We start from the raw sequence: 24,133 nt of genomic DNA, 5'->3' as shown, positions 1-24,133 counted from the left end.
CAAATGATTTAGTGAACAGCTCTTGAACTCAGGCAAAAAACATTATTTTTTAATGCAAAAGCATGGTGTCTCTCTTTCCGATTTTAAATAATCGGAAATACCCCCCCCCCTTTTTTTTATTCTCTCCCAAATACTGTTTTGGATCTTTTTTAAAATCGCTCCTGTTTTTCAGGAGTAAAAAATTTAATAATCAGAATACAAGACTCCTGTTTTTCAGGAGCTTTATGTTCTGATTGTAGTTATACTTTATCGCTATTCTTAAAAATAACTTAAAATATAAGGCACTTAGGTCACAAACAATCACTTTGGCATACTACTTGTAAGAGTAAAGCCAAGACACATGTCATTTGAGAAAAATATGAAAACCAACTTAGATCTGAGGAGGCAAATTGGAAACAAATAAAATTGATCACATATGTATAGCAGTTAAAAATCTTGATGAAGCACGCAAGGTGTGGGAACCGGTTCTTGGAAAAACAAAACCAGACGATGAATATATTGATGAGCCGGAAAAAATTAAAGTTGCACGATACTGGGTCGGTGAAGTTGGTTTTGAACTTATGGAGTCCACAACACCGGATGGAGACGTGGCCAAATTTATCGAAAAAAGGGGCGAAGGGGTAATGCTCATCAGTTTTAATGTTGATAACACTAGAGAATCCATGGCTGAACTTAAAGAAAAAGATTATCCGTTTATTGGTGGCGCAAGGCCATTTCGTGACTGTGAATTCTCCTTTATTCATCCGAAAAAAATGAACGGGGTATTGACTGAACTCATTGATTACAAATGGAAGGAATTTGAAAAATAGCATATTGGTTATTTTTTCTTATGACGTTCATGTTCTTACAAAAAAAATAGATAAGGAGGTTCATAGATGTTGGATCTAATCATAAAAAATGGAAAAGTATTTATTCCTGAAAAAGGATTACTTGATATTGAAGTCGGAATAAAAGATGGAAAAATTGTGGCACTTGAAAATAATCTTTCAGATTCAAAAGAAATTCTGGATGCCGCTGGAAACATTGTCATGCCGGGTGTGATTGATCCCCATATTCACCTTGGAATTTTCAACGATTTCGCCCATGAATGTGAGCATGAGACCAGAGCTGCCCTGGCCGGCGGCGTAACCACCTGTGGCGTGTTCATGGGCGGTGATCAGTCATATCTGGGTCAGGTGGGAGAGCTGATTGATGTAATTGAAGCCAAGTCTTCCGTTGATCTGTTTATGCATCTGGCCATTTTTACAGAAGAGCAGATGTCTGAAATGAAGTCATATTACGAGAAATTTGGCATTACTTCTTTTAAATTCTACATGGCAGGCGTTAAGGGCGTTTTCCCAAATGTCAGCGATGGATTTATTTATGAGGGATTTAAAAAAGTAGCAGAATTTGGTGATAAGGCGATCGCATGTGTTCATTGTGAAGATCAGTCCCTTATTGATGTTGCCTTTGATAAGGTATCTGCCCAAACACCTGAAGGAACACTTGTGGACTGGGCAAAAACAGGACCTGATATGGCAGAAGAAGAGGCCATCATCCGTGCGTGTTATCTTGCTGAGAAGGCAGGAAATCGATTGTATATTGTTCATATCTCCACCAAGGATGGAGCCGATCGCCTGACAAAGATAAAAGCAAACGAGGGTGCAAGGGTTTTTGGTGAAACAACGTCAGCCTATCTTACCGTGAACAAACATGGCGAATTCGGATTAAAGGGCAAAATGCTTCCTCCTCTCAGAGACAAGTCTGATAATGACGGACTGTGGGATGCCGTAAAGAATGACACAATCGATTCCCTTGGAACAGATAATGTCAGTATGACCCTGGAAGTAAAGCAGGAGGAAAACGGAATGCTGGGCGCAATGCCCGGTTACCCCATTCTTCAAACCCATTTTCCTGCAATGATCAACGAAGGATACCACAACCGGGGTATTGATATTGAAACCATTATCACAAAAGCAACCATAAATCCTGCCAAGATTTTTGGCCTTTATCCTCAAAAAGGTGTCATAGCAGTGGGCAGCGATGCTGATATCGTTATTCTTGACCTTGACAATTCCAAGACTGTTGAGAGTAAAAATCTGTTTTCTTACGGTGATTTTTCTCTTTTTGAAGGACAAACTATTAAAGGATGGCCAACAACTGTCGTAAAAAGCGGGAAGATTGCTTTCTCAAATGACGAAATCATGGTGGAACCGGGAAGCGGATCATTCTTAAAACGGGAACTATAAGACTAATTGATTGATATATCTCAAAATAACAGACTGTGTGAAGCAGTTAACGAGGAGATGTGATGTTTGAAATGCGTTTTCATGGACGAGGGGGTCAAGGAGCTGTGATGGCATCCAAAATTTTGGCAAAAGCCCTCGTCGAAGAAGGTCATGTTGTTAAAGCGATTCCCTCATTCGGGTTTGAAAGGCGCGGTGCGCCGGTATCCGCCTTTCTGCGTTTCGGAGACAAGGAAATCAGACAGGTGACAAATATTTACAATCCGGATTGCATAGTGTGTCTTGATCCAACCCTTTCCAAATCCGTGGATATTTTTGAAGGCATCAATGATAATGCCATATTTATTCAGGCAACAAAGAAAGATATATCTGAATTATCATTTCCGGATACCCTTTCAAAAGTCGGCACATGTGATGCCTTCGGTCTTGCCATGGAGATCATCGGAAGGCCAATTACAAACACAATAATGCTTGGCGTGTTTGCAAAAACCACCGGGCTTGTGTCTGTGGGTTCAATTAATAAAGCCATGGAATCCGTTGCTTTCAGGGATGCCGCCCTGAATAAAAATATTACCGCTGTAAAATTAGGGTATGAGAGAACCACTGTGCTTGAACTTAAAGGAAAGGAGATATCATGATTAAACAATCCACCCCCACCTTTGACAGTTCAACGATTCCCAATGATTTGTGCCCCATTGCAACACATTTTGTGTTTCTTAAAACCGGTGACTGGAGGGCCATGCGCCCCATTCTCCTGCGGGAAAAATGCGTAAAGTGTGCCACCTGCTGGCTTTATTGCCCTACTCAATGCATTTCTGAAAAAGCAACATGGTTTGAAGCAAATCTTGATATTTGCAAGGGATGCGGAATCTGTGCAGAGGAATGCCCCCATAATGCAATCATAATGGAAGAGGAAACTGAAGTATGACCGAAAAAATAGTTTGTGACGGGAATGAAGCGGCTGCATGGGGTGTTGCCAAAGCCAAACCTGATATGGTCGCAGTATATCCTATAACTCCTCAATCTTCACTTGCCGAGTATATTGCTCAGTTTGTGGCGGACGGGTTGATTGATGCTGATTTGATGGATGTAGAAGGAGAACACAGTGTTTTGTCGGTTCTCCAGGGAGCATGTCTTGCAGGGGCCAGGACCTATACGGCTACCTGTGGCCAGGGACTTGCTTTTATGTTTGAACCTTATTTTCGAACGCCGCCTTTAAGGCTTCCCATTGTTATGTCCATTGTGACAAGGGACGGCATTACCCCTCAATGTGTATGGGGAGGGCAACAGGATGCCATGACGGTAAAAGAAGTCGGCTGGATTCAAATGTATTGCGAAACAAACCAGGAAATTCTTGACACCATGATCCTGGCTTACAGGATCGCGGAAAATCGAGATGTTATGTTGCCGGTGAATGTATGTCATGATGGAAATTATCAATCTTACGGCGTAGAGCAGGTTCTACTGCCGGATCAGGATATGGTGGATGGGTTTCTTGGCGAAAAAAATACAAACTGGCATGCTGCTCTTGATCCTGAAAAACCCATGGGAATTGATCCTTTGACAGGTGGTGCAGGCGGTGAGGGGCCTTCGCGTTTCGTAAGATACAGAAAAGGGTCCTGCAAGGGAATGCAAAATGCCCTTGATGTAATCACGAATGTCCATGAAGAATGGGGTGAACTCACAGGACGACATTATGCACCTTTGGTTGAGGAGTACCGATTAGACGATGCGGATTATGCAATCGTCACCATAGGCGGGATGACCGGAGCCGGCAAGGATGCTGTTGATGAGATGCGCCTTGAAGGAGAGAATGTGGGTCTTATCAAAATTAAAACCTTTCGTCCCTTTCCCCAGGAAGCTTTATTAAAAGCTGTTTCCAAGGTTGCGGCCGTAGGTGTTGTGGATCGGTCTGTTAATTTTGGTTGGAATTCCGGTCCTGTTTATCAGGAAATCTTAGGGATTCTTTATCAAATGGAAAAAAAGATTCCAGCGGTCAGTTTTATTGGAGGTCTGGCAGGAGCCGATATTACCATCAACGATTTCAAAGACACCATTATGACAACGAAAAAGGCTTTAAATGGTGATTTGCCGAAATCAACAATCTGGATAAATGAATAGGTGATTATCATGCATACCAAATATCTTATTATTGGCGGAAGCCATGCAGGACTTTCCGCCATTGATGCCATCAGACGATGCGACAGTGAAGCTGCCCTGACATTGGTGACAACGGAAAAAAGACCGCCTTATTCTCCAACTGCTTTACCATATGTAATTTCCGGTAAAACAGAACCGGCGAATACGGATATCATACCATCTAACTACTTCAAAGACCTTGATGTTAATTATATAAACGGTGCTTCCGCAACTCAAATAGACACCCAAATCAATCAGGTAAGGTTGAATAACGGGGGCACAATTGACTATGAAAAGTTACTTGTTGCAACGGGTGCAAGTGCTTTGGTCCCGAACATTGCCGGAATTGAAGATGTTGAGTTCTCTTGTATCCGCACAATGGCGGATGCTGAAAAAATAAAAAAAGAGATGTCACAGGCCAAGTCCGCACTCATCATAGGGGCTGGTTTCATCGGCATGCACGCTGCGGAGAACCTTGCAAATTCGGGTTTAAGCGTAACCGTTGTAGAAACCTTTGATTACATTATGCCGGCAAGTTTTGATATTGAATCGTCTGATCTCATCAGAAAGGCTTTTGTTGAAAAAGGCATTACCATACTCACAGGCAAGCAAGTATCAAAGGTTTACAAAAGTGGCGATCAAACTGTTCTTTCTCTTATGGACGGAGATGAGATTTCCGGGGACATGCTTGTCATTGCAGCAGGCATTAAACCAAATGCCGATTTTCTTGCAGATTCCGGAATTGACTGTGATCATGGGATTGTTGTGGATGAAAGGATGCGTACTTGTGTTCCCAATGTGTGGGCAGCAGGTGATGTTGCTTGTGCCTCCGATTTTTTCTCTCCGATGAAAACCATAGGCGGAACGATTCCCTGCGCAACAGCGCAGGGAAAGATTGCAGGTATGGATATGTCGCAAGATTCCTATGTTAAGGATTATCCTGGAAATTTGAATATGAATACCTTTGGATTTTTCGGGAATTTTGCTTTTTCCATAGGAAATGTGGCAGACACATTTCCTGACAGCAAATTAGAATTTGAAATACAAACTGATCCGGAAAAAAAGAGTTTTTGCAAATTTGTTTTTGACGGACCTGTTTTAACAGGGGTTTCCGCCATTAACAGGCGGCTTGATCCTGGCATTTTAAAGGAATTAATCCTGCGTAAAACAGACCTTTCCACAAAAAAAGAAGACTTTATAAAAACTCCCCTTGAAACCGGAAGACAAGTGATGAGGGAATTGTTTTAAACAATTTAATAAAAAGGAGATACGGTTTTGGGGAAAAGTTACTCAACCATAGCTTTTGATCCGGATAAATGTGACGGATGTGATGACTGTGTGAATGCCTGCGCTTTGATCTATGATGAAGAGGGGTCCATTGAAAATTCACGCATTCAGCTTGCAAAAGATGAAAATAAAAAATTTGGACTGGCTTTGTGCCGCCAGTGTGCCGAACCTGAATGTGTTCAGAATTGTCCTGTGGGAGCGCTTTCCAAAGACCCGGATACAGGTGTTATTTCTTGCAATGACTCTTGTATCGGCTGTAAAATCTGCACGCTCAGCTGTGCTTATGCAGGCATTACGATCAATGCCATTACAAAAAGGGTCATGAAATGCGATCTTTGTGGCGGAGATCCTGCATGCACAAAGGCATGTGAAAAAGGCGCATTGAAATTTCTTAAAAACAATGAAATGTTCAAATCCTGGGGCGATAAAGAAGATCTTGTTGCCCCTGGTATTTCATCTTGTCTCGGGTGTAATACGGAGCTTGTTTTCAGGCATACCTTAAGAAAAGTCGGTTCAAACACCATACTTGCCATTCCTCCCGGATGTACTGCCGGAGTCGGGGCTGTCGGTGTTAATGGGGTTACGGCCACAAAGGTGCCGTCCTTTCATCCTCTGCTGACCAATACATCCTCAATGCTTGCGGGGATAAAAAGATATTATAACAGAATAGGACGGGATATCACCATGATGGCCTTTGCCGGAGACGGCGGAACCGCAGATGTCGGTTTCCAGTCTCTGTCCGGTGCTGCGGAACGCGGTGAACAGATGATTTATATCTGTATCGATAATGAAGGCTACATGAATACCGGTGTGCAAAGATCAAGCACAACACCTTATGGCGCATGGACAACCACTACGCCGGTCGGATCTGCGTTAAAAGGCAAAACCCGCGATGCCAAATATCTTCCTATCATTATGATGATGCATAATTGCGAGTATGTTGCAACGGCTTCGACATCTTTTATGGATGATTATTACGAGAAGCTGGACAAGGCCTATGAGGCCTCAAAAAAAGGAATGGCATATCTGCATGTGTTTTCTCCATGTCCAACGGGTTGGCGGTTTCCGCCGGAAAAACTCATTGAGGTTGGAAGAAAGGCAGTCGAATCCAATATTGTGCCTTTATGGGAATATACAAATGCAACAAAAAAACTTGAGTTTACTCACCCTGTGGATGATCCGGTTTCGATAAAAGATTATCTTTTTCTGATTGGTAAATACAAGCATCTTGATGAAGCCCAGCTTGAATTTATTGAACAGAATAGAGACAGAAGAATCGAGATGCTTAAAAATATATCAAACTCATAAAAAAAAGGAAACGGGAGATGTATGAAAACGCTGTACAGAATTCTGTAAAACCCGGCAAATGGATTAATTCAACCTGTAAAATGTGCCTTCACTCATGCAGCATAAGAGTTCATGTCACCGATGACGGCGTGGTGAACAAGATTGAGGGAAATCCAACAAACCCGAGCAATGAATGCGGACTTTGTCCAAAAGGCAATTCTGCGCTTATGAGGCTTTATGATCCTCAACGCATTAAAACCCCTATGAAACGAACCAATCCGAGAAAAGGTCCGGATGATGATCCTGGATGGGTACCTATTTCATGGGACGAAGCCTTGGATATTGTCGGCAAGGAGCTGAAGAAAACCTTTGATGATGATCCCAGAAAATTGCTGCCGGCAATTAATGATTTTCACAAACTTTATTTGTGGGGATGGCCTGCTGCCTTTGGCGGAAATAACAATTATTTTTCGGTTGTGGGAACCTTATGTGGTGGCGGTTATCATCCCATGAACGGTTTTATCCACTCTACCTTTGCCGCAGGGAATGACTCTGATTATTGCAATTACTGGATCAATAACGGTGGTTGCGACGGTTTTTCTTCCCATCTCCATGTGGCAGGTGCGGCACGCCATATGGCCAGAGCCCGTGCCAGGGGCATGAAACTGGTCTCCGTAGACCCGAGACTATCCACATCCGCTGCAAAATCAGATGAGTGGATTCCCATCAGGCCGGCAACAGACAGGCATTTTGCACTGGGCCTGTGTTATGTGATGATTTCTGAAAACCTCTATGATGCCAAATTTTTAAAAAAAGACACCAATGCGGTTTATCTGGTGGGACCGGACGGCTTTTTTGTAAGGAATAAAGATAAAAAACCCTATGTGTGGGATTCCGTTGAAAATAAAGCAAAAACTTATGATGATAAAACCATTAAAGACTATGCCCTTGAAGGAGAATACGAGGTTGAGGGCGTAAAAGCATCTCCTGCCTTTCAGATATTTAAGAATCATATAAAGAACTGCACACCGGACGAGGTCTCTCAGATCACCACGATTCCGGCAAAGGATATCCAGCGCATCGCAAGGGAATTTGCCAAAGCAGCCTCTATCGGGTCTAAAATAGAGATTGATGGAAAAGAACTGCCGCTGAGACCTGCCGGTTATAATTATTATAGGGGAGCCCAGGGACATAAAAGCGGAACCATGAGCAACCATGCATATAAACTGGTGAATTTTCTGGTGGGAAGCATTGATGCACCCGGTGGCCATGTTGGTTTTACTCTGGATGATGTTATGATTGACAGAGGACATATCTGGGAAGGAGAAGGCGGACAGATCAAAACCACTCCCCATCAGCTTGGTCCTGGAGTGCCCTTTGCCTATCCGCCAAATACCGCACATTTAATGGATTATTTCCCCGTTGGAGTTCATACCGGCCATCTGATCGCTGAAACTTTTTTTGACCCTAAAAAATGGGGAATGGATTTTCAACCGGACACCATGCTGATTTGTCATTCCAACCCATTGTGGAACATGAACGGGCCCCAGGATAAATATTTTGCGATCATGCGAAGCATGCGGTTTATAGTTGCCATAGATATTCTGCTCAATGAAAGTACTGTGTGGGCGGATGTGGTTCTTCCAACCCTTGATAACCTTGAACGCTGGAACATGACGATGATCGAACCGACTGTTACGGAAGGACCTTGTCTGACACAGCCGATTATCAAACCGCTGTATGATGGAAAGAGTGAAGAGGAAATTTTCAACGAAATTTCAGAAAGAGTCGGCATCCTTGATCAATGGAATGAAGTTCAAAATTTTGCAAACATGTTTTTTGAAAAACCTGAACTTATGCTCAAGCCCGGGGTGAAATATTCGGATAAGGATATTGCTGAAAGAAAAGGCAAATTGTGGGACAACAAAGACCTTGAGTGGTTTAAACAAAAAGGTCATGCAGTCACAAAGAGACGGCCGGATAAATTCTACCGCCCATGGGAAGGTCAGAGAATTCATTTTTATCTTGAAGATGTTCTTAAAGAAAAGAAACAGCTTCAGGAAAAAATGAAAAAAGCAAAGGTTCCCTTTTACGATATCTGGGGATGGGATGATTACCAGGGAGTTCCAACTGATGTTTTGGATCCCATTCACAAAGAAGCAGCTGAATTTGATATGTATGCCATCAGTTTCAAAGATGTCCAGATAAATTTCGGTGAAACTATGAGCATTCCCTGGATTGCTGATATTGTACACAAAGATCCTGTTCACATGGGAATTTTGATCAACACCAAAACCGCTGAAAAGAGGGGGATCGGTAATGGGGATCTGATGAAGGTCACCTCTCCTTATGGCACCATTATGGGGCTTGCCAGATTAACAGAAGGGGTTCACCATGAAACAATTGCTGTTTCCAACGCATTGACACGATGGACCGGCTACCATGCCGTGGTAAAAGCCGGTGGCGGACATTTTAACAAACTTCTTCCGGCAAACCTTGAAAACACATGCGCATGCAGCGGACAAATGGAAGCGGCCGCAAAGGTAAAGGTGGAGTTTTTCAGGAAGAATCCCAATGATGGACAAGTCGTTGAAAGTGAATTTTCAAAATATCGTTATGAAAAATGAAGGAGGTGACATATGACTGTAAAATGGGGAATGGTATTGGATTTAAAACGATGCATTGGATGTAATGCCTGTACAGTAGCCTGTAAACAGGAGAACAGTGTTCCAGCCGGCATCAATTGGACGGAAACCCTGAGTGAAGAGATAGGCACATATCCCAACGTGACACGGGCCTATATTCCCACCACCTGCAACCATTGTGAAGACGCCCCTTGCGCCAGGGTATGTCCCACCGGGGCAACCTATATTACAGATGACGGAATCGTGCTGGTGGACGATAATAAATGCATAGGGTGCGGTGCCTGTATAACGGCTTGCCCGTATAAAAAAAGAGCGAAACTTGCTAAAGAACCGTTTGAAAAAGGACTCTATACCGCCGGGGAAATTACGCCTTTTGAAGTTCAGGGTTATACACGATTTACCGTTGGTACGGCTGTAAAATGCACCTTCTGCCATGAAAGGGTGAACCAGGGGCTTGATCCGGCCTGCGTTGTTACATGCCCGACAGAGGCACGGATTTTTGGTGATCTTAATGACCCTGAAAGTAAACCGCGCAAGCTGATTCAGGCCAGAAAGGGTTATCAAGCGTTGTCAGAGCTGAATACCAAACCAAAAGTTTTTTATGTGGATTAACAGGGAAACTAAGCAGGAGAAAATTATGAGTTCAAGAACGTATGATATCGTGGGGGACGATTTTAGAGTAGGATATAGAAAGCAGAACGCATGGGGTTGGAAAATAGCCCTCGCATTTTTCTTTGGTGATGTGGGAGCAGGAACTTTCTTTGTTTCGGCATTTTATGATTACATGCCGGGTCTGATTTTTGGTTGGATTCTCACCACTTTTTTTAAACCAACAGCGCTTTTCATGCATTTAGGACAACCGAAAAGGTTCTGGCGAGCCATTACAAATCTGCGCACTGCTTGGATCAGCCGAGGTGTTCTGGGCGCGATTCTTTTCACGGGGTTTGGATTCTTTCATATGATAAATCTGAAATGGGCTGTTTTCGGCTCTTTTGCAGGAGGCCTTGTGTTCTTTCTGGCCATGCTGGGTTGTTTTATCGTGATGATTTATCTGGGATATGTGTTGTCCCATTCTCCTTCCATTCCGCTTTGGAATAGCGGTTTAATGCCGGTGATATGTCTTGTGTATGGACTTATGGGCGGGGTAACCGTGACGATCCTTTTTGGTGGCAACTCCCTTGATCCCAGTGCATTGCAAATGCTGAAAACAATTGAGTTGATTCTCATTGGAATTACCGCTGTAAGCATTGTAAGCATGCTTCATGGTGCAGCGTATCAAAGCAGCACCGGCATGGCAACCATTCTGCAATTACTTTTTGGAGAATATGCAAAATGGTTCTTGGGGTACGTTGTGCTGGTAGGTATTATCGGTGCAGGACTTCTGGCATTAACCGGTTCCATATCGGTTTTTGTGCTGCTCCTTGTGGCTGTCATGGAGTTGATCGGAGATTTTGGACTTAAGATGGTATTGTTTAAATCTGCTCTATATTCTCCGCCGCTTACTCATTCCATGGTTTAACAGGATACAGTTGACTTGAAAGAGATCTGCCTTGGGCGGCTCTTCGAGAATTTTTCGAAGAGCCGCCAGGTGGTTTGTTCTATAGGTATCCGGACAAAAACAATTTTTGCTGATAAGCGGATAAAAATGTTGAGGTTTAAATATTAGGAGAAAGTAGATGTCTCTTCGAAAAAATTTTGAAACCCTTTTAAATGAATCGGCCATAATACATGGACATTTATGTTCAGGTCAGGTGATCGGCGTTCGCATGGCCATACTCGGGTGTCGCCTGATTGGGCTGGATGATCCCCGGTCCCATACTCAAATAAAAAAGCTCATTGTCTACCTTGAAATGGATCGGTGCGCAGGGGATGCCGTGGCCCATGTAACAGGCGTAAAGCTGGGCAGGCGGAGTTTGAAATTTATGAATTACGGAATTATGGCAGCCACATTTCTCAACCTTGAAACCCAGAAAGCCTTCCGGATCATATCCACAGAAGAATCAAGAGATCTTGCACAATTTTATGCGCCGGAAATTGAAGGAAAAGCAGCCCAGCAACTTGCGGCGTACAAGCGCATGCCGGACTATGTTCTGTTCAGGGTTCAGGAGGTAAATACCTTTCTTAAAGATTACGACATGCCCGGCCCGACCCGCAGTAAAACCATATGCAGCCGGTGCGGCCAGGTGGTAAGGGATCATCGCGAGGTAATGATTGACAATATGCCTGTCTGCCGACCATGCACGGAAAAGGTCTATTTTTCAGATCCCCATGAAATATCAATGGGAGATATGGATTGGGCCCCGGTAAACAAGAACACTGTTTTAGACACCCATATGATGGAAAACCAAAATTAAAAACAAGCTTAAATAAAACACCTCAAAAGGATTCCAACCAAAGAATCTTTACATGAACTGGGTTTGGATTATGTGAGCAATGATTTTGAAAAGCGGGGGCTATTAACTGAGAATGAAGATCTGCCTTCTACGGAAGAATACCAGGAAAATACTGGTAAACATGAAGGACTAACCAACAGATGACTGCATTGGATTAGTTATGCTTGAAAGATATTGTTCCATAAGCCATTTTTAAATAACTTAATTTAACAGGAGGCAAAAACAGTGAGTAGCAGAATTTTACCAAAATTTGAATTGTTCATGCCGGAAAGTATCGAGCAGGTTGTTGATTGTCTTGGCAAGCATGGCAATAAAGCTGCCGTTATGGCAGGCGGAACCGACTTGATGGTTCGTATGAAATCCGGGTTTTCCCCGGAGTATGTTGTCAGCCTTTCCAATGTGCCGGGGCTTGACCATGTTATATATGATGAAGATAAGGGATTGACCATCGGAGCGATGGCAACCTTAAATCAGGTGCTTGAATCCCGGGATGTTAAAGACAACTATCCGGCTCTCCATAAATCAGCCTATGAAAATGGAACGGAGCAGACACGTAATGTTGCCACTGTTGTTGGAAATATTTTAAATGCCTCTCCGGCAGGGGATTGTGCATGTGCGATCCTTGCATTAGGAGGATATGTTGTCCTGCATGGTCCTGATGGCAGTCGTCAGGTTAATATTGACGATTTCTGGATTAATTATCGTGAAACGGAAAAGAAAACTGATGAATTTGCAGTAGAAGTTGTTATCCATCCCTCGAAAAACAGTAAATCTTCTTTCTCTGCTTTAACCAGAACTAAAAAAGATCTGGCAAAAATAAATGCGGCAGCTGCCATTACAATGGAAAAAAACATCTGCTCCAAGGCCCGCCTGGCAATGGGGGCCGTTGGCCCGACCCATATCCGCCTCAAAAAATGTGAAGCCTTGTTGGAAGGGCATGAAATTAATGACGACATCCTTGAAAGGATTGTTGAACTTGCCCCAACAGAGATAAATCCCATTGATGATGTTCGTTCCTCTGCAGAATACAGGCGCAGCGTTTCAGGTGTTTTAATGAAAAAAGTCATTAAAGAAATTTTGAGTTAAACTCAAGAGAAAGGGATGTATGAAATGAAAACATGTGATATTACGCTTTTTGTCAATAAAGAACAATACAGCATGACCATTCCTGTGAACAGAACTCTTCTCCAGGTACTCAGGGATGATTTGGAGCTTATGGGAACAAAATATGGTTGCGGAACAGGAGAGTGCGGTTCCTGTACAGTCCTTATGGACGATAAACCTATTCTATCCTGCCTGACACTGGCTGCGGTTATGCACAAAAAAAATATAACCACCATCGAAGGCCTTGAGGAGGATGGTGTTTTGCATCCTGTCCAAGAGGCTTTTGTTGAAAAAAATGCGGTTCAATGCGGATTCTGCACACCAGGCATGATTATGAAATCCACGGCTTTGCTGGCAAAAAACTCAAACCCCACAGAGGCTGAAATCAGAAGTCATCTGGAAGGAAATATTTGTCGCTGCACAGGCTATGTGAAAATCATTGATGCTGTTCAATATGCCAGCAAACAAATGGACAAGTAAAAGGAGGATTTCCCATGGCTTCTATTATAGGCAAACGAATTCCAAAAATTGATGCAAAAGCAAAAGTGACGGGCCGGGCGGCTTATGCGGGTGATCTTAAATTCCCGGGAATGCTGTATGGAAAAGTTGTTCGGTGTATGAAGTATGCCCATGCCAGGGTGTTAAATCTTGATGTATCTGAAGCGCAAAAAGTTCCCGGGGTTGTGAAGATTCTCGGTCCGGATGATGTGACGCAAAAGAAATATTCAAACTGGGTGATTGATCTCTTTTACCCGAAAAACTTTGCCGAGCTTGTAGGTGATCTTGACGATCAAAACATATTTACAAACCATGTGAGACACCAGGGGGATGCCATTTGCGGAATCATCGCAAGAACCGAAGAGCTTGCGGAAGCTGCGGCAAAACTGATCAAGGTTGAATATGAAGAACTTCCTGTTTATCACACGGCAACACAGGCAAAAAATGAGGAAGCTTTTCAGATTGATTCCCAAAAACCGGGCAACCTGGCATTTGAGCTGCCTGAACAGGTTTTTCCCGGCAATACTTATGGCTGGGGCGATGCGGAAGAATTGATGAAAGAGGCCGATCTGGTGGTTGAAGATACTTTTTATGTACCAAAGGTAAAGCAATGCCAGATGGAAAACCACACCTATATTTCACTTTATGACGATGAAGGCAGAATGAACTGCTGGTCCTCCACCCAGATGCCCAAGCCGGTCCAAAAAAAGATTTCAGACCTGTTTGAACTTCCAATGAATAAGGTTAAGGTTAATCAGACCATTATTGGCGGTGCCTTTGGGGTGAAGCTGGGGATGATCATGGAACCTGAGGCCTGTGCCATGGCAATGAGTGTGCCCGGAAAGTATGTGAAGGTCTCTGCCTTAAGGGAAGAAGACTGGCTCATGTCCGAAAGCCGCCATCCGGGAGAATATTCAATTAAGATCGGACTGAAAAATGATGGCACGCCAATTGCCTGCACGGCAAATTTTTTAACCAATGGGGGCGGGTATTACAGCCATTCTTCCGGCGCGCCTGCCGTGGCCGGAACCTGGATGATCGGAATGTACAAATTTGCGGCCTGTAATTTCAAATGCCAGCGATACTATACCAACCAGATGAACTGCGGTGCATTCAGGGGGTATGGAAATCCCCAGACTAATTTTGTTTTGGAACAGATCATTGACCGGGCCTTGAAAAAACTGGATATTGATCCTGTGGAATGGAGGCGAGAATGGCATAAAACCACCGGTGATGACGGATGGATGCTTGGGGTTCCCTATTCTTCTTGTGCCCTTGATGCCTGTCTCGACCAGGGTGCTGAATCGTTTGGCTGGTTCGAAAAACGCAATAAATACAAGACACAGACCGGGACAAAAAGAAGAGGGATCGGGGTTGCAGTCATGAACCATACAAGCGGTGCCTTTCCGTTTCTCCATGAACACACCACATGTACTGTTAAGCTTAATGAAGATGCTTCCGCAGAAATCATAACATCGGCATCTGACCTGGGCACAGGTGCCCACACAGCCTTACAGCAAATCGCAGCAGAAACACTGGGGTTTGACTTAGAGAAGGTACATATGAAGGTTGGAGACTCGGATGCTGCAGGCTATGATATCGGCGCCCATGCCAGCCGTACTATTTATGTGGCAGGCCTTGCCGTACTAAAGGCGTGTAATGATGCAAAAGATCAAATCCTTGAAAAGGCAGCCATCAGCCTTGAAACTGATAAGGAGGCTCTTGAAATAATTGATCAAAAGGTCTGTGTTAAGAAAGATCCGAATACCTTCATCTCAGTGGAGCAAATATGCTATGAAGGTGTTAACGCTTTTCTTGACGGTGCTACAGGTCAAAGAATAGGTACCCCGGGACAAATCCAGGGATATTCAAGCCATTATGCCGAACATAATTCTCCCCCGTTTGCAGCGTGTTTTGTTGAAGTTGAAGTGGACACGCAAACAGGCGAAGCGGCAGTGATTGAAGTTGTAAGTTCTCATGATATAGGAAAGGCCATCCATCCGCCATCGGTTGAAGGCCAACTGGAAGGCGGTGTACACCAGGGCCTTGGAATGGTTCTTACTGAAGAGACCTATTATAATGAAAAAGGGCTTTGCGTGAATAATAATTTCACTGATTATAAAATGTTCGGACCTTCAGATATGCCTGTCTGCAAATCCATACTGGTTGAAGAACCTGATCCGATAGGGCCATACGGCGCAAAAAGTTGCGGCGAATCCGGACTTGTAGCTCCTACAGGTGCGACTGCAAACGCAGTTTATAATGCCATCGGCATCCAGTTCACCGGCGCACCCATTACGGCGGAAAAAATACTGAAAGCTATTAAGGAATTCGGCATTGATTCCGATACCATCCTTCCATTCGGATATGGTTGCGAGGACAATGATATCCCGAATTTAAAATAAAGAAAGGTGGCTTAAAAAAAAGGATTAGTCCCTGTTCATTCTGTCAACAGGATTTGGATGGGATGAACAGGCTCACCAAGATTATTTTAATGGAGAACCAATGGACCGTAAACTTATACTCATGCGTGGTGGTGGAGACTTGGGTTCTGCAGTTGCAAACAAACTTTACAGGTGCGGCTTCAGAGTTGTTATTTCAGAGGTTGAAAATCCTCTGGTGGTCAGAAGAACCGTTTCTTATGCCCAGGCGGTGATAGAAGGTGAATCCATAGTTGAAGGCGTAAAGGCTGTTCTTGTTAAAACCCAGGATGATATTATTCCAGCCATATCCCATGGCGATATTCCTGTTTTTATTGATCCTCAATTAGGTATCATTGAGCGCTTGAAACCCTATGCCGTTATTGATTCAACCATGTCAAAAAAAAACAGGGGCATGAACATTCAAATGGCGCCCCTTACCCTGGCCCTTGGTCCAGGATTTAAAGCAAAAGAGGATGTCGATGCCGTTATAGAAACCAAACGAGGCCATTTCCTGGGCAGGATAATCTACAATGGCCAGGCCATCGCCAATACAGGTATTCCCGAGAATGTCAACGGCTATGGCAAAGAGAGGGTTTTAAGGGCTCCTTGCCAGGGAACTGTAATGCATAAACGGGAAATAGGAGATTTTATAAATAAAGGTTGCGTCATCTGTTCTGTTAACAACGAGCCGGTTAAAGCTCCTTTTGATGGAATGCTGAGAGGATTGATCATGCAAGGCGCAAGCGTTAAAAAAGGGTTGAAAATAGGGGATGTTGATCCAAGATGCAAAAAGGAGTATTGTTACAGCTTCTCGGATAAGGCCCGGGCTGTTGCCGGGGGCGTGCTTGAGGCGGTTCTGCATCATTTACATCATGCAACAATACCCAATCAATAAAATACAATTAACTCAAGGATAAAGCCTTGCAGGGGCGATTGCTGTATTCCTTGGAATGACGGTAATCTGCCTTGCTGATTGATCGTTTTGGTAATTTTTTAAAGAGAGGTCATTAATGTTAATGCTCAAGCCGTAACCCGACGGGGGTACGACCTGAGGAAAAAGAAGGAATCAGGTTATGCAAAGCGTCACCGTAGAAGAATCCATAGGAATGGTGCTATGCCACGACATCACGAGAATTGTTCCGGACCTGTTTAAAGGCAGAGCGTTTAAAAAAGGACATGTCATCAGGGAGGAGGATATTCCCAGGCTCCTGGAGTTGGGAAAGGAACATATCTATGTCCAAAGCTTTGACGGCAGTGTTCATGAAAATGATGCGGCACAGCGTATTGCGCGGGCTGCTGCGGGGAACGGGCTGACACTTTCAGAACCCTACGAGGGAAAAGTATCGTTTACCGCAAAGACAGACGGCCTGTTGAAAGTCAATATTGATGCGGTAAACAGGATGAACGATATCCAGGATATTATGTTCGCGACCCTTCAATCAAATCACCAGGTGTCTGCGGGAACTTCCCTTGCAGGGACAAGGATCATCCCCCTTTCCACTGAGGAGGCGAAGGTTGAGGCTGTGGAACAGATCTGCAGGGCCGCATTTCCAGTAATTGAAATCAAGCCTTTTGCCCGGTTGAGAGTCGGCATGGTCACCACGGGAAACGAGGTGTACAAAGGCCTGATCAAAGATGGTTTCGGTCCCGTGGTCCGGAAAAAATTTGATGCGCTGGGAAGCGTCGTATCCCGGCAGATATTTGTTCCCGATGATATTGAAATGACTGTTGCGGCCGTTCATGAACTTCTGGACGAAGGTGCAGAGATGATAGCGGTGACCGGCGGGATGTCCGTGGATCCGGACGATCTGACCCCGGCATCCATAAAAGCCGCCGGCGGACGGATCATAAGCTATGGTGCGCCTGTCCTGCCCGGAGCCATGTTCCTTCTGGCCTATATCGGAGATGTGCCCGTGGTGGGCCTGCCCGGATGTGTCATGTATCACAAGGCCAGCATATTTGATCTGATCGTGCCCCGGCTTCTTGCCGGTGAAACAGTAGAAAGATCCGACATCACAGCCATGGGACATGGCGGATTCTGCTCCAGTTGCGAGCATTGCCGATATCCGTTATGCGGATTCGGCAAATAAGAGGGTAAAAATGTTTAAAAATATGAAGATCGGAACAAAAATTGTAAGCGGTTTTTTTATCGGCATTCTTTTGTCAGTTATAATTGGTGTTACAGGTGTGTACAATATCAGTAAAATCGGCGATATTGTTAACCGTCTGGCAACACAGGGAATTCCTGAAACATCTGCTGTGATTGAGACTGAGCGGGCCACTTGGCATACCCATATTCTGTCCTATGAATTTGATCTAAAACAAGACAAACAAAGTAAAAAAGAATGGGTCAGGCAGCGCGAAGAAATAAAAAAAGGCCTTGATAAACTTGAGCCCATTGCCACGGCTTTAAATCATAAGGACATATTAAAGTCAGTTAATGATATTAAAAAGATGCTGGGGGAGTATTCAAAGATCAGTGAAGAATACACATCCCTGGCCCTGAAAAATAAAGAAATCGAAAAAAACCTGAAAACCGGCGCTTCCATTGTTGCCAAACATTGGCTTGATTATATTCTGGATCAGAATATGAAAATAGAAAGATCAATTGAAAATCAGGAGCTTGATGATATTATTATAAGGGTAGACATGATCAAAATAGCCAACGATGGTATGAATTTTTTTAATGAGATCATAAAAAACCAATACCTTTATACTATTTACCAGGAGGATGAACAGGCCCTGGCGATAAACTCCAACATCAGCAAACTGATTGGTATTGCTAATAGTGTGATCAACATGTCTATAGATTCGGCAAATGTTGAAACGGGTGAAGCAATACTTTCTGATACGGAAAAAGCGGAGAAACTGTTTGAAGTCTGGGTACTAAACAAGAAAAGGCAGGCAGAGCTTCTATCCTGGCTGGATAAAAATGTCAGGGCAATTGTCAACCTTACCACTAAAACAGCATTGGAAGCGGATAAGGCTGCCTATGACATGGGAATTTCCACCGCAGGGCTTGTATTCAATTTAAGGATGCTTCTTTCCATCATAATAGCCTGCTCCGTTATCATCGGTTTGGGTTTGGCCTTTTTTATCACCAGGGGCATCACCAAACCATTGAATATGCTTATTAACGGTTTGCAGAAAGGGGCGGACCAGGTTTCTTCCGCTTCGACCCAGGTTTCATCTTCAAGCCAGTCCCTTGCAGAAGGCGCTTCGCAACAGGCAGCCTCCATTGAAGAGACATCTTCATCAATGGAAGAAATGTCTTCAATGACCAAGAAAAACGTTGAAAACATCAAAGAAGCCCAGAATAAAATGGTTGAAGCCGGCCAGATTGTGGTTAATGCCAATAAAAATCTGGAAGAAATGATTGGCGCTATAAATAAGATCACAAAGTCTAGTGAGGAAACCAGCAATATAATTAAGACCATTGATGAAATCGCTTTTCAAACCAATTTACTTGCTTTAAACGCTGCAGTTGAGGCTGCCCGTGCAGGAGAAGCCGGTGCAGGCTTTGCCGTTGTTGCAGATGAAGTGAGAAATCTTGCCATGAGGGCTGCAGAAGCTGCAAAAAACACATCTGAGTTAATTGACGGGACGGTTACAGCAGTTAAAAAAGGCAATGAACTCACAAAGAGAACCCAGGAAGCGTTTAAGGCAAATGTAGACATTTCCATGAAAATCGGAAAACTTGTTGATGAAATTTCAGGGGCATCTGATGAGCAGGCCAATGGTATTGAACAGGTGAATACCGCCATTGCGGAAATGGACAAAATTGTCCAGCAGAATGCAGCCAATGCCGAAGAATCCGCCTCTGCATCCGAAGAGATGAGTGCCCAGGCAGAGCAGCTCAAGGAATATGTCAGCGACCTTGTTATGATGACAAACGGCGAAAAAAACAGAAAACACACAGCATTTCCAAAAGAAAAATGCCTCATTCCACCTCCCATCCAAGTCCGGCAAGGAAAAATAAAAAACTTGCACACAAGTTAAGAGAGGTAAGACCGGACCAGGTAATCCCTTTTATAGATTTTTCAACGGGTCAGAATGGATCCGGGAAAAGCATTTGGTTTTGGTCTTCTTAATAAAAAGCCAGCTTCAAACCATAGTAAAAGAAGAAGGAATTTTTATCCTGCCCGAGAGAACGATAAAAATTCCAGTCGGATCAATCGTGCCGGTGCAACTCCTGGTTTAAACTTTCTTCCATATTTTTTATTTATTGATCTTAAGTTTTTAGTTTCTTTCTAAAATTACTCCTGTTTTTCAGGAATAAAAAATTTAATACCCATGGACACAAAGCTCCTGTTTTTCAGGAGTTTTGTGTCCTAAAGATCATGATATTTTTTAACCTGTTGAATTTATATATAATAATCATATGCTAATCTATTGGCAAGACTTTTGCAATAGTATGGATTAGCAGCAAACGCCTTGTTTTTTTGGAGAAGTAGAATGTTTAAAATACTTTTTTATTGTTCTCAGGAATTAAATGGTTCCTTTACGGAATTAAGAAAAATAATAGAGAAAGAAATTTCTTCGGATCATATCGATATCATCAAAAAGTTTCATACATTATCAAAGAAACTTAAAGACGTTAACAATCAATATAATATCGCAATTCTCACGGCCTGCAATATGGAGGAGCTTAATTGTCTTCATGCTTGGAAAGACTGCTTAATTCACATGGATATTATTCTTATTGTACCTAAAAATGATAAAAAAGCCCTCATTTATGGAAGAGAACTTTATCCGCGATATATTACCGAGATTGGGCGTAATTATGGGTACTTGAATCATATTTTACATAATTTAATTCAGCGTTCAAAGACCAGAGAAATTTAATGGAAAACCAAAATTAAAAATGATCATAAAGGAGAAATTGCATGTTAGAAAAAGTGTCTGTACAAAACGCGGTTGGTACTCGCCTTGCCCATGATATTACTGAAATCAGACCGGGTGAATTTAAGGGCCCTGCATTCAGAAAAGGGCATACAGTCTGTGATGGAGATATCTGCCATCTTCAAAAACTTGGCAAGAACCATCTCTATCTGCTTAATATGGAAGAAGGTGAAATCCATGAAAACCAGGCTGCAAAAATTCTGGCAAAAGGTCTGGCCGGTCAAGGGATAGAATGGAATGACGATCCAAAAGAAGGGAAAATCACCTTGCATGCCGCATATGACGGCATTCTTTCCATTAATATCGCATCATTGGCTGCATTCAATCTGATAGATGAGGTCATGTGTGCTACCCAGCATAATAACACACTTGTTAAAAAAGGCGATCTGGTTGCTGCCACCCGTGCAATTCCTCTGGTCATGAAACAGGCGCCTATTGAACGAGCCGCGTTGATCGGGGCCCATGACAAAGGAATAGTCAGCGTAAAACCGTTGAAAAACCTGAAAACAGGCTTGGTTATAACAGGGAGTGAAGTTTATAACGGATTGATTGAAGACGGGTTTGCTCCAGTGTTGTCAAAGAAAATCAATGATCTTGGTTCCCGGATACTGAGCGTAAAATATGCGCCTGATGATTCAAATCATATTCAGCAGGCTATTTTAAACTGCCTGGATTCAGGGTGTGATCTCATTATTTTGAGCGGCGGGATGAGTGTTGATCCCGATGACGTGACCCGGACGGGTATTCAGCAGGCCGGGGCAACCGAGATGTATTACGGGAGTGCGGTGCTGCCGGGTGCCATGTTTCTTGTGGCATATATCAATGATATACCGCTTTTGGGTGTGCCTGCATGCGGACTGTTCCATCGAATTACAGTATTGGATCTGATACTCCCGAGAGTCATGGCAGGGGAGCATATCGATAAAAAAGAATTGGCATTTCTGGGTCATGGCGGGCTTTGCATGAATTGTAAGAAATGCACGTTTCCCCATTGTCCCTTTGGAAAAGGTGTTTGATTTCTAAATAAGGTGAATAATGAAATCATCCGGGTCGGTTTGGGCTTAGGATCTGAACTCAAAAAGGATTCATCATAACTTTAAAAAAGGTGAGCAGATGACAGGCTATAAAAATTGCATAATGAGTAAATTTTCCGGTCCGGAAAAAGATGAAATTTGTCTTGATCTGATTAAGGAAGATCCGCTTTCAATAAGAATACAGGGAAAACCCTATACGGTTGTTCTGCGGACACCTGGTGATGAAATCGCTCATGTTGCCGGATTTTGTTTAGGAGAGGGGATCATTGATTCTTCTGATGATTTTGAAAATCTCGGATATTGCGGTGAAGATGTGAATGTTGTTACGGTTACGTTAAAACCTGAGAGGATTAACCGCATACCGGATATTTTGAAACGCAGGGGTTTTATCAGTCAGACCAGCTGCGGAATTTGTGGCAAAGAACTTGTTGATGATCTTAAACAAAATATAACACCGATATTGGAAGGTCCGAAAGTTGATGCAAAAATGGCAACCCATTGCCTTAATACGCTTTCAGATCACCAGACTCATCGCCAAAGTTGCCATGCTGCCGCGATTTTTACAGGAGACGGAAAGCTTTTATCTGTAGGAGAGGATGTCGGACGTCACAATGCCCTGGATAAATCAATAGGAAAGCTTGTTCAGGATGGGAAACTTGATATGGGGTCTGTGCTGGTTCTTACTTCAAGAATCAGTTATGAGCTTGTTCAAAAAGCGGCACGGGCAAAAATCCCTGTTATATTTGCAGTTTCAGGACCGACTGCGCTTGCGGTGGAACTGGCTGAAAGTCTCGGCATGGCGCTTGTCTGCCAGACCAGAAATAAGGATTTGTTTGTTTTTTGCGGAGAGCATCGTCTTGCCATGGTGTAATACAAACAACCACAATATTTTTTTGTCACCAAAGGTGATTTTTAATACGATATCGAAACAGGAGTCAGAAAATGACACCCATCCACATCATTGGCCATGCAGGTTGCGGAAAGACCACCTTGATCGTTGATCTGGTTAAAGAGCTGACCAAAAGGCAGATTTCGGTCGGTACCCTGAAACACAGTGCCCATGCGCACGAGCTGGACAAACCCGGGAAGGATTCCTATCGTCACAGAAAGGCCGGTGCCTGTCCTGCCGCAATGATGACAGAAGAGATGGCTGCCGTTTACCTGCCTAGAAATCATACCAATACGCCTGATCAATTGATCAAAACATATTTTAAGCAGACTGATATTATCTTGATTGAAGGTTGGATCAGCGGTCCGTATGACAAGATTGAACTCTGGAGGGAAGTTGTTAAGCGCATGCCGCTTTTCCCCGACCTGAAAAGAGTGAAAGCATTGGTGACCGATGATGCACTTCCATCCAGGGTTGTACAGGATGCCGGATCAAATGAAATTGACTGTCTGAAACGCTCTGATGTTGAAGGAGTTGCCGATTTTGTTATGGGTCTTACAAGTGGATAACGATTGAAGCCGGGGGTTTTCAAAAAACCCTACCCCATATTATTTTATTAATTGTCATAATATGACTCTTGCCAAGGAGGAATTATGAAACCAAAAAAAATTTCGACCAAACAATTTTCACGAAGAGAATTTTTCAGGAGGGCCGGAAAAAAAACCGGCGGCGTATTAGCTGGAATGGCTCTGTTTCAGGGAATTACAGGCAGTGCGTATGCCTATCGATCTGACGGCCAAGGCTGTGAACTTCCAAAGGTCAAGTATGAATTACAATTTGACCCAAAAAAATGTGCAGGATGTGGATATTGTGAAGTGGCCTGTGCCCAGTTTCATGAAGGTGACGCCGGTGCAACGCATAGAAACCGTTTCACTGCAAAACCGTTAATCAAAAGCATGGGCATTTCTCCCATTTCAGCCAATGCCCCTGGTTGGACACAGCCCATTGCCATGGCAACATTTGCCGATTTCAGCACCAATGAATTTTGCCGTCAGTGCGATTCTCCAGAATGCCTGGATGCCTGCCCTGAAAATGCCATATATGTTGATTCCAAAACAGGGGCACGGGTGGTGGATGAAGAAAAATGTGTTGGTTGCGGAGACTGTATTGAAGCTTGTCAGTTTGAAATGATGCATCTTAATCCTGAAACTGAAAAAGCCTATAAATGCGACCTGTGTGATGGAGATCCCCAGTGTGTAACCTGGTGCCCCACAAAAGCCATAACATTCCATAAATTATAGTTAGAA

At 43.5% G+C, this 24,133-nt stretch carries 23 protein-coding genes; all 23 read left to right on the top strand.

The window, feature by feature from the left end; translation table 11 throughout:
* Positions 1 to 389: 389 nt before the first annotated feature.
* The 23 genes from BLT94_RS16590 to BLT94_RS16485 all read left to right on the top strand — a co-directional run bounded on the left by BLT94_RS16590 (position 390) and on the right by BLT94_RS16485 (position 24,127).
* Complete coding sequence (locus tag BLT94_RS16590) at positions 390 to 809, top strand: VOC family protein (RefSeq protein ID WP_014959491.1); 420 nt, start codon at positions 390 to 392, stop codon at positions 807 to 809.
* Positions 810 to 875: 66 nt separating this feature from the next.
* Positions 876 to 2,228 (top strand): dihydroorotase, encoded by a 1,353-nt coding sequence (locus BLT94_RS16585; RefSeq protein WP_092236567.1) that lies wholly within the window; start codon positions 876 to 878, stop codon positions 2,226 to 2,228.
* A 62-nt stretch (positions 2,229 to 2,290) separates the two neighbouring features.
* On the top strand, positions 2,291 to 2,863 hold the full coding sequence (padE, locus tag BLT94_RS16580) for an NADH-dependent phenylglyoxylate dehydrogenase subunit gamma (RefSeq protein ID WP_014959493.1): 573 nt from the start codon (positions 2,291 to 2,293) through the stop codon (positions 2,861 to 2,863).
* Positions 2,860 to 3,153, top strand: a complete 294-nt coding sequence (locus tag BLT94_RS16575; protein WP_092236565.1) for a 4Fe-4S binding protein — start codon at positions 2,860 to 2,862, stop codon at positions 3,151 to 3,153. The genes padE and BLT94_RS16575 overlap by 4 nt, the downstream gene beginning before the upstream one ends.
* Positions 3,150 to 4,346: an NADH-dependent phenylglyoxylate dehydrogenase subunit alpha gene (gene padG, locus BLT94_RS16570; RefSeq protein ID WP_092236559.1), complete on the top strand. Its 1,197-nt coding sequence runs from the start codon at positions 3,150 to 3,152 to the stop codon at positions 4,344 to 4,346. Before BLT94_RS16575 ends, padG begins: the two co-directional genes overlap by 4 nt.
* 9 nt (positions 4,347 to 4,355) lie before the next feature.
* Positions 4,356 to 5,612 (top strand): NADH-dependent phenylglyoxylate dehydrogenase subunit epsilon, encoded by a 1,257-nt coding sequence (gene padH / locus BLT94_RS16565; protein ID WP_092236556.1) that lies wholly within the window; start codon positions 4,356 to 4,358, stop codon positions 5,610 to 5,612.
* Between the two features lie 27 nt (positions 5,613 to 5,639).
* Positions 5,640 to 6,959, top strand: coding sequence for a thiamine pyrophosphate-dependent enzyme (locus BLT94_RS16560; RefSeq protein WP_014959497.1), 1,320 nt, complete (start codon positions 5,640 to 5,642; stop codon positions 6,957 to 6,959).
* Positions 6,960 to 6,976: 17 nt separating this feature from the next.
* Entirely contained in the window at positions 6,977 to 9,565 is a 2,589-nt protein-coding gene (locus BLT94_RS16555; protein ID WP_092236554.1) for a molybdopterin-dependent oxidoreductase, read from the top strand.
* 12 nt (positions 9,566 to 9,577) lie between these two features.
* A complete protein-coding gene (locus BLT94_RS16550; RefSeq protein ID WP_014959499.1) occupies positions 9,578 to 10,195 on the top strand; it encodes a 4Fe-4S dicluster domain-containing protein in 618 nt (205 codons plus the stop codon).
* A 25-nt stretch (positions 10,196 to 10,220) separates the two neighbouring features.
* Positions 10,221 to 11,102, top strand: a complete 882-nt coding sequence (locus BLT94_RS16545; protein ID WP_014959500.1) for a DmsC/YnfH family molybdoenzyme membrane anchor subunit — start codon at positions 10,221 to 10,223, stop codon at positions 11,100 to 11,102.
* A gap of 157 nt (positions 11,103 to 11,259) precedes the next feature.
* Positions 11,260 to 11,937, top strand: a complete 678-nt coding sequence (locus BLT94_RS16540; RefSeq protein ID WP_014959501.1) for an FmdE family protein — start codon at positions 11,260 to 11,262, stop codon at positions 11,935 to 11,937.
* Positions 11,938 to 12,201: 264 nt separating this feature from the next.
* The gene (locus BLT94_RS16535) at positions 12,202 to 13,062 is read left to right on the top strand and encodes an FAD binding domain-containing protein (protein ID WP_092236551.1); all 861 of its coding nucleotides are present in this window, start codon (positions 12,202 to 12,204) and stop codon (positions 13,060 to 13,062) included.
* Positions 13,063 to 13,086: 24 nt separating this feature from the next.
* Positions 13,087 to 13,560, top strand: coding sequence for a (2Fe-2S)-binding protein (locus BLT94_RS16530; RefSeq protein ID WP_014959504.1), 474 nt, complete (start codon positions 13,087 to 13,089; stop codon positions 13,558 to 13,560).
* Between the two features lie 14 nt (positions 13,561 to 13,574).
* On the top strand, positions 13,575 to 15,983 hold the full coding sequence (locus BLT94_RS16525) for a xanthine dehydrogenase family protein molybdopterin-binding subunit (protein ID WP_092236549.1): 2,409 nt from the start codon (positions 13,575 to 13,577) through the stop codon (positions 15,981 to 15,983).
* Positions 15,984 to 16,083: 100 nt separating this feature from the next.
* The gene (yqeB, locus tag BLT94_RS16520; protein ID WP_092236547.1) at positions 16,084 to 16,896 is read left to right on the top strand and encodes a selenium-dependent molybdenum cofactor biosynthesis protein YqeB; all 813 of its coding nucleotides are present in this window, start codon (positions 16,084 to 16,086) and stop codon (positions 16,894 to 16,896) included.
* Positions 16,897 to 17,074: 178 nt separating this feature from the next.
* Positions 17,075 to 18,091 carry a molybdopterin-binding protein gene (locus BLT94_RS16515; RefSeq protein ID WP_092236544.1) on the top strand — a complete coding sequence of 339 codons (1,017 nt, stop codon included), beginning with the start codon at positions 17,075 to 17,077 and terminating at the stop codon, positions 18,089 to 18,091.
* 10 nt (positions 18,092 to 18,101) lie between these two features.
* The gene (locus BLT94_RS16510) at positions 18,102 to 20,000 is read left to right on the top strand and encodes a methyl-accepting chemotaxis protein (protein WP_092236541.1); all 1,899 of its coding nucleotides are present in this window, start codon (positions 18,102 to 18,104) and stop codon (positions 19,998 to 20,000) included.
* Between the two features lie 54 nt (positions 20,001 to 20,054).
* Positions 20,055 to 20,255, top strand: a complete 201-nt coding sequence (locus BLT94_RS22060; protein WP_175530385.1) for a hypothetical protein — start codon at positions 20,055 to 20,057, stop codon at positions 20,253 to 20,255.
* A gap of 201 nt (positions 20,256 to 20,456) precedes the next feature.
* A complete protein-coding gene (locus BLT94_RS16505; RefSeq protein ID WP_092236538.1) occupies positions 20,457 to 20,846 on the top strand; it encodes a hypothetical protein in 390 nt (129 codons plus the stop codon).
* Positions 20,847 to 20,887: 41 nt separating this feature from the next.
* Positions 20,888 to 21,919 (top strand): molybdopterin-binding protein, encoded by a 1,032-nt coding sequence (locus BLT94_RS16500; RefSeq protein WP_092236534.1) that lies wholly within the window; start codon positions 20,888 to 20,890, stop codon positions 21,917 to 21,919.
* A 97-nt stretch (positions 21,920 to 22,016) separates the two neighbouring features.
* Positions 22,017 to 22,808: a formate dehydrogenase accessory sulfurtransferase FdhD gene (fdhD, locus tag BLT94_RS16495; RefSeq protein ID WP_092236531.1), complete on the top strand. Its 792-nt coding sequence runs from the start codon at positions 22,017 to 22,019 to the stop codon at positions 22,806 to 22,808.
* Positions 22,809 to 22,879: 71 nt separating this feature from the next.
* Entirely contained in the window at positions 22,880 to 23,395 is a 516-nt protein-coding gene (gene mobB / locus BLT94_RS16490; RefSeq protein WP_092236528.1) for a molybdopterin-guanine dinucleotide biosynthesis protein B, read from the top strand.
* Between the two features lie 84 nt (positions 23,396 to 23,479).
* Positions 23,480 to 24,127: a 4Fe-4S dicluster domain-containing protein gene (locus tag BLT94_RS16485; RefSeq protein WP_014959514.1), complete on the top strand. Its 648-nt coding sequence runs from the start codon at positions 23,480 to 23,482 to the stop codon at positions 24,125 to 24,127.
* The last annotated feature ends 6 nt before the right edge of the window (positions 24,128 to 24,133 follow it).

Origin of the sequence: Desulfobacula phenolica (genome assembly GCF_900105645.1) — a bacterium.
GTDB classification, from domain to species: Bacteria; Desulfobacterota; Desulfobacteria; order Desulfobacterales; family Desulfobacteraceae; genus Desulfobacula; species Desulfobacula toluolica.
This window is presented reverse-complemented; position numbering and strand designations above follow the sequence as displayed.

Excerpts from the sequence above, each read along its gene's own strand:
- padE (WP_014959493.1), top strand. The coding sequence starts at position 2,291 with ATGTTTGAAATGCGTTTTCATGGACGAGGGGGTCAAGGAGCTGTGATG.
- BLT94_RS16515 (WP_092236544.1), top strand. The coding sequence starts at position 17,075 with ATGCAAAGCGTCACCGTAGAAGAATCCATAGGAATGGTGCTATGCCAC.
- BLT94_RS16575 (WP_092236565.1), top strand. The coding sequence starts at position 2,860 with ATGATTAAACAATCCACCCCCACCTTTGACAGTTCAACGATTCCCAAT.
- BLT94_RS22060 (WP_175530385.1), top strand. The coding sequence starts at position 20,055 with ATGGATCCGGGAAAAGCATTTGGTTTTGGTCTTCTTAATAAAAAGCCA.
- BLT94_RS16585 (WP_092236567.1), top strand. The coding sequence starts at position 876 with ATGTTGGATCTAATCATAAAAAATGGAAAAGTATTTATTCCTGAAAAA.
- BLT94_RS16510 (WP_092236541.1), top strand. The coding sequence starts at position 18,102 with ATGTTTAAAAATATGAAGATCGGAACAAAAATTGTAAGCGGTTTTTTT.
- BLT94_RS16540 (WP_014959501.1), top strand. The coding sequence starts at position 11,260 with ATGTCTCTTCGAAAAAATTTTGAAACCCTTTTAAATGAATCGGCCATA.
- padH (WP_092236556.1), top strand. The coding sequence starts at position 4,356 with ATGCATACCAAATATCTTATTATTGGCGGAAGCCATGCAGGACTTTCC.
- BLT94_RS16525 (WP_092236549.1), top strand. The coding sequence starts at position 13,575 with ATGGCTTCTATTATAGGCAAACGAATTCCAAAAATTGATGCAAAAGCA.
- BLT94_RS16545 (WP_014959500.1), top strand. The coding sequence starts at position 10,221 with ATGAGTTCAAGAACGTATGATATCGTGGGGGACGATTTTAGAGTAGGA.
- mobB (WP_092236528.1), top strand. The coding sequence starts at position 22,880 with ATGACACCCATCCACATCATTGGCCATGCAGGTTGCGGAAAGACCACC.
- BLT94_RS16550 (WP_014959499.1), top strand. The coding sequence starts at position 9,578 with ATGACTGTAAAATGGGGAATGGTATTGGATTTAAAACGATGCATTGGA.
- fdhD (WP_092236531.1), top strand. The coding sequence starts at position 22,017 with ATGACAGGCTATAAAAATTGCATAATGAGTAAATTTTCCGGTCCGGAA.
- yqeB (WP_092236547.1), top strand. The coding sequence starts at position 16,084 with ATGGACCGTAAACTTATACTCATGCGTGGTGGTGGAGACTTGGGTTCT.
- padG (WP_092236559.1), top strand. The coding sequence starts at position 3,150 with ATGACCGAAAAAATAGTTTGTGACGGGAATGAAGCGGCTGCATGGGGT.
- BLT94_RS16485 (WP_014959514.1), top strand. The coding sequence starts at position 23,480 with ATGAAACCAAAAAAAATTTCGACCAAACAATTTTCACGAAGAGAATTT.
- BLT94_RS16505 (WP_092236538.1), top strand. The coding sequence starts at position 20,457 with ATGTTTAAAATACTTTTTTATTGTTCTCAGGAATTAAATGGTTCCTTT.
- BLT94_RS16500 (WP_092236534.1), top strand. The coding sequence starts at position 20,888 with ATGTTAGAAAAAGTGTCTGTACAAAACGCGGTTGGTACTCGCCTTGCC.
- BLT94_RS16555 (WP_092236554.1), top strand. The coding sequence starts at position 6,977 with ATGTATGAAAACGCTGTACAGAATTCTGTAAAACCCGGCAAATGGATT.
- BLT94_RS16530 (WP_014959504.1), top strand. The coding sequence starts at position 13,087 with ATGAAAACATGTGATATTACGCTTTTTGTCAATAAAGAACAATACAGC.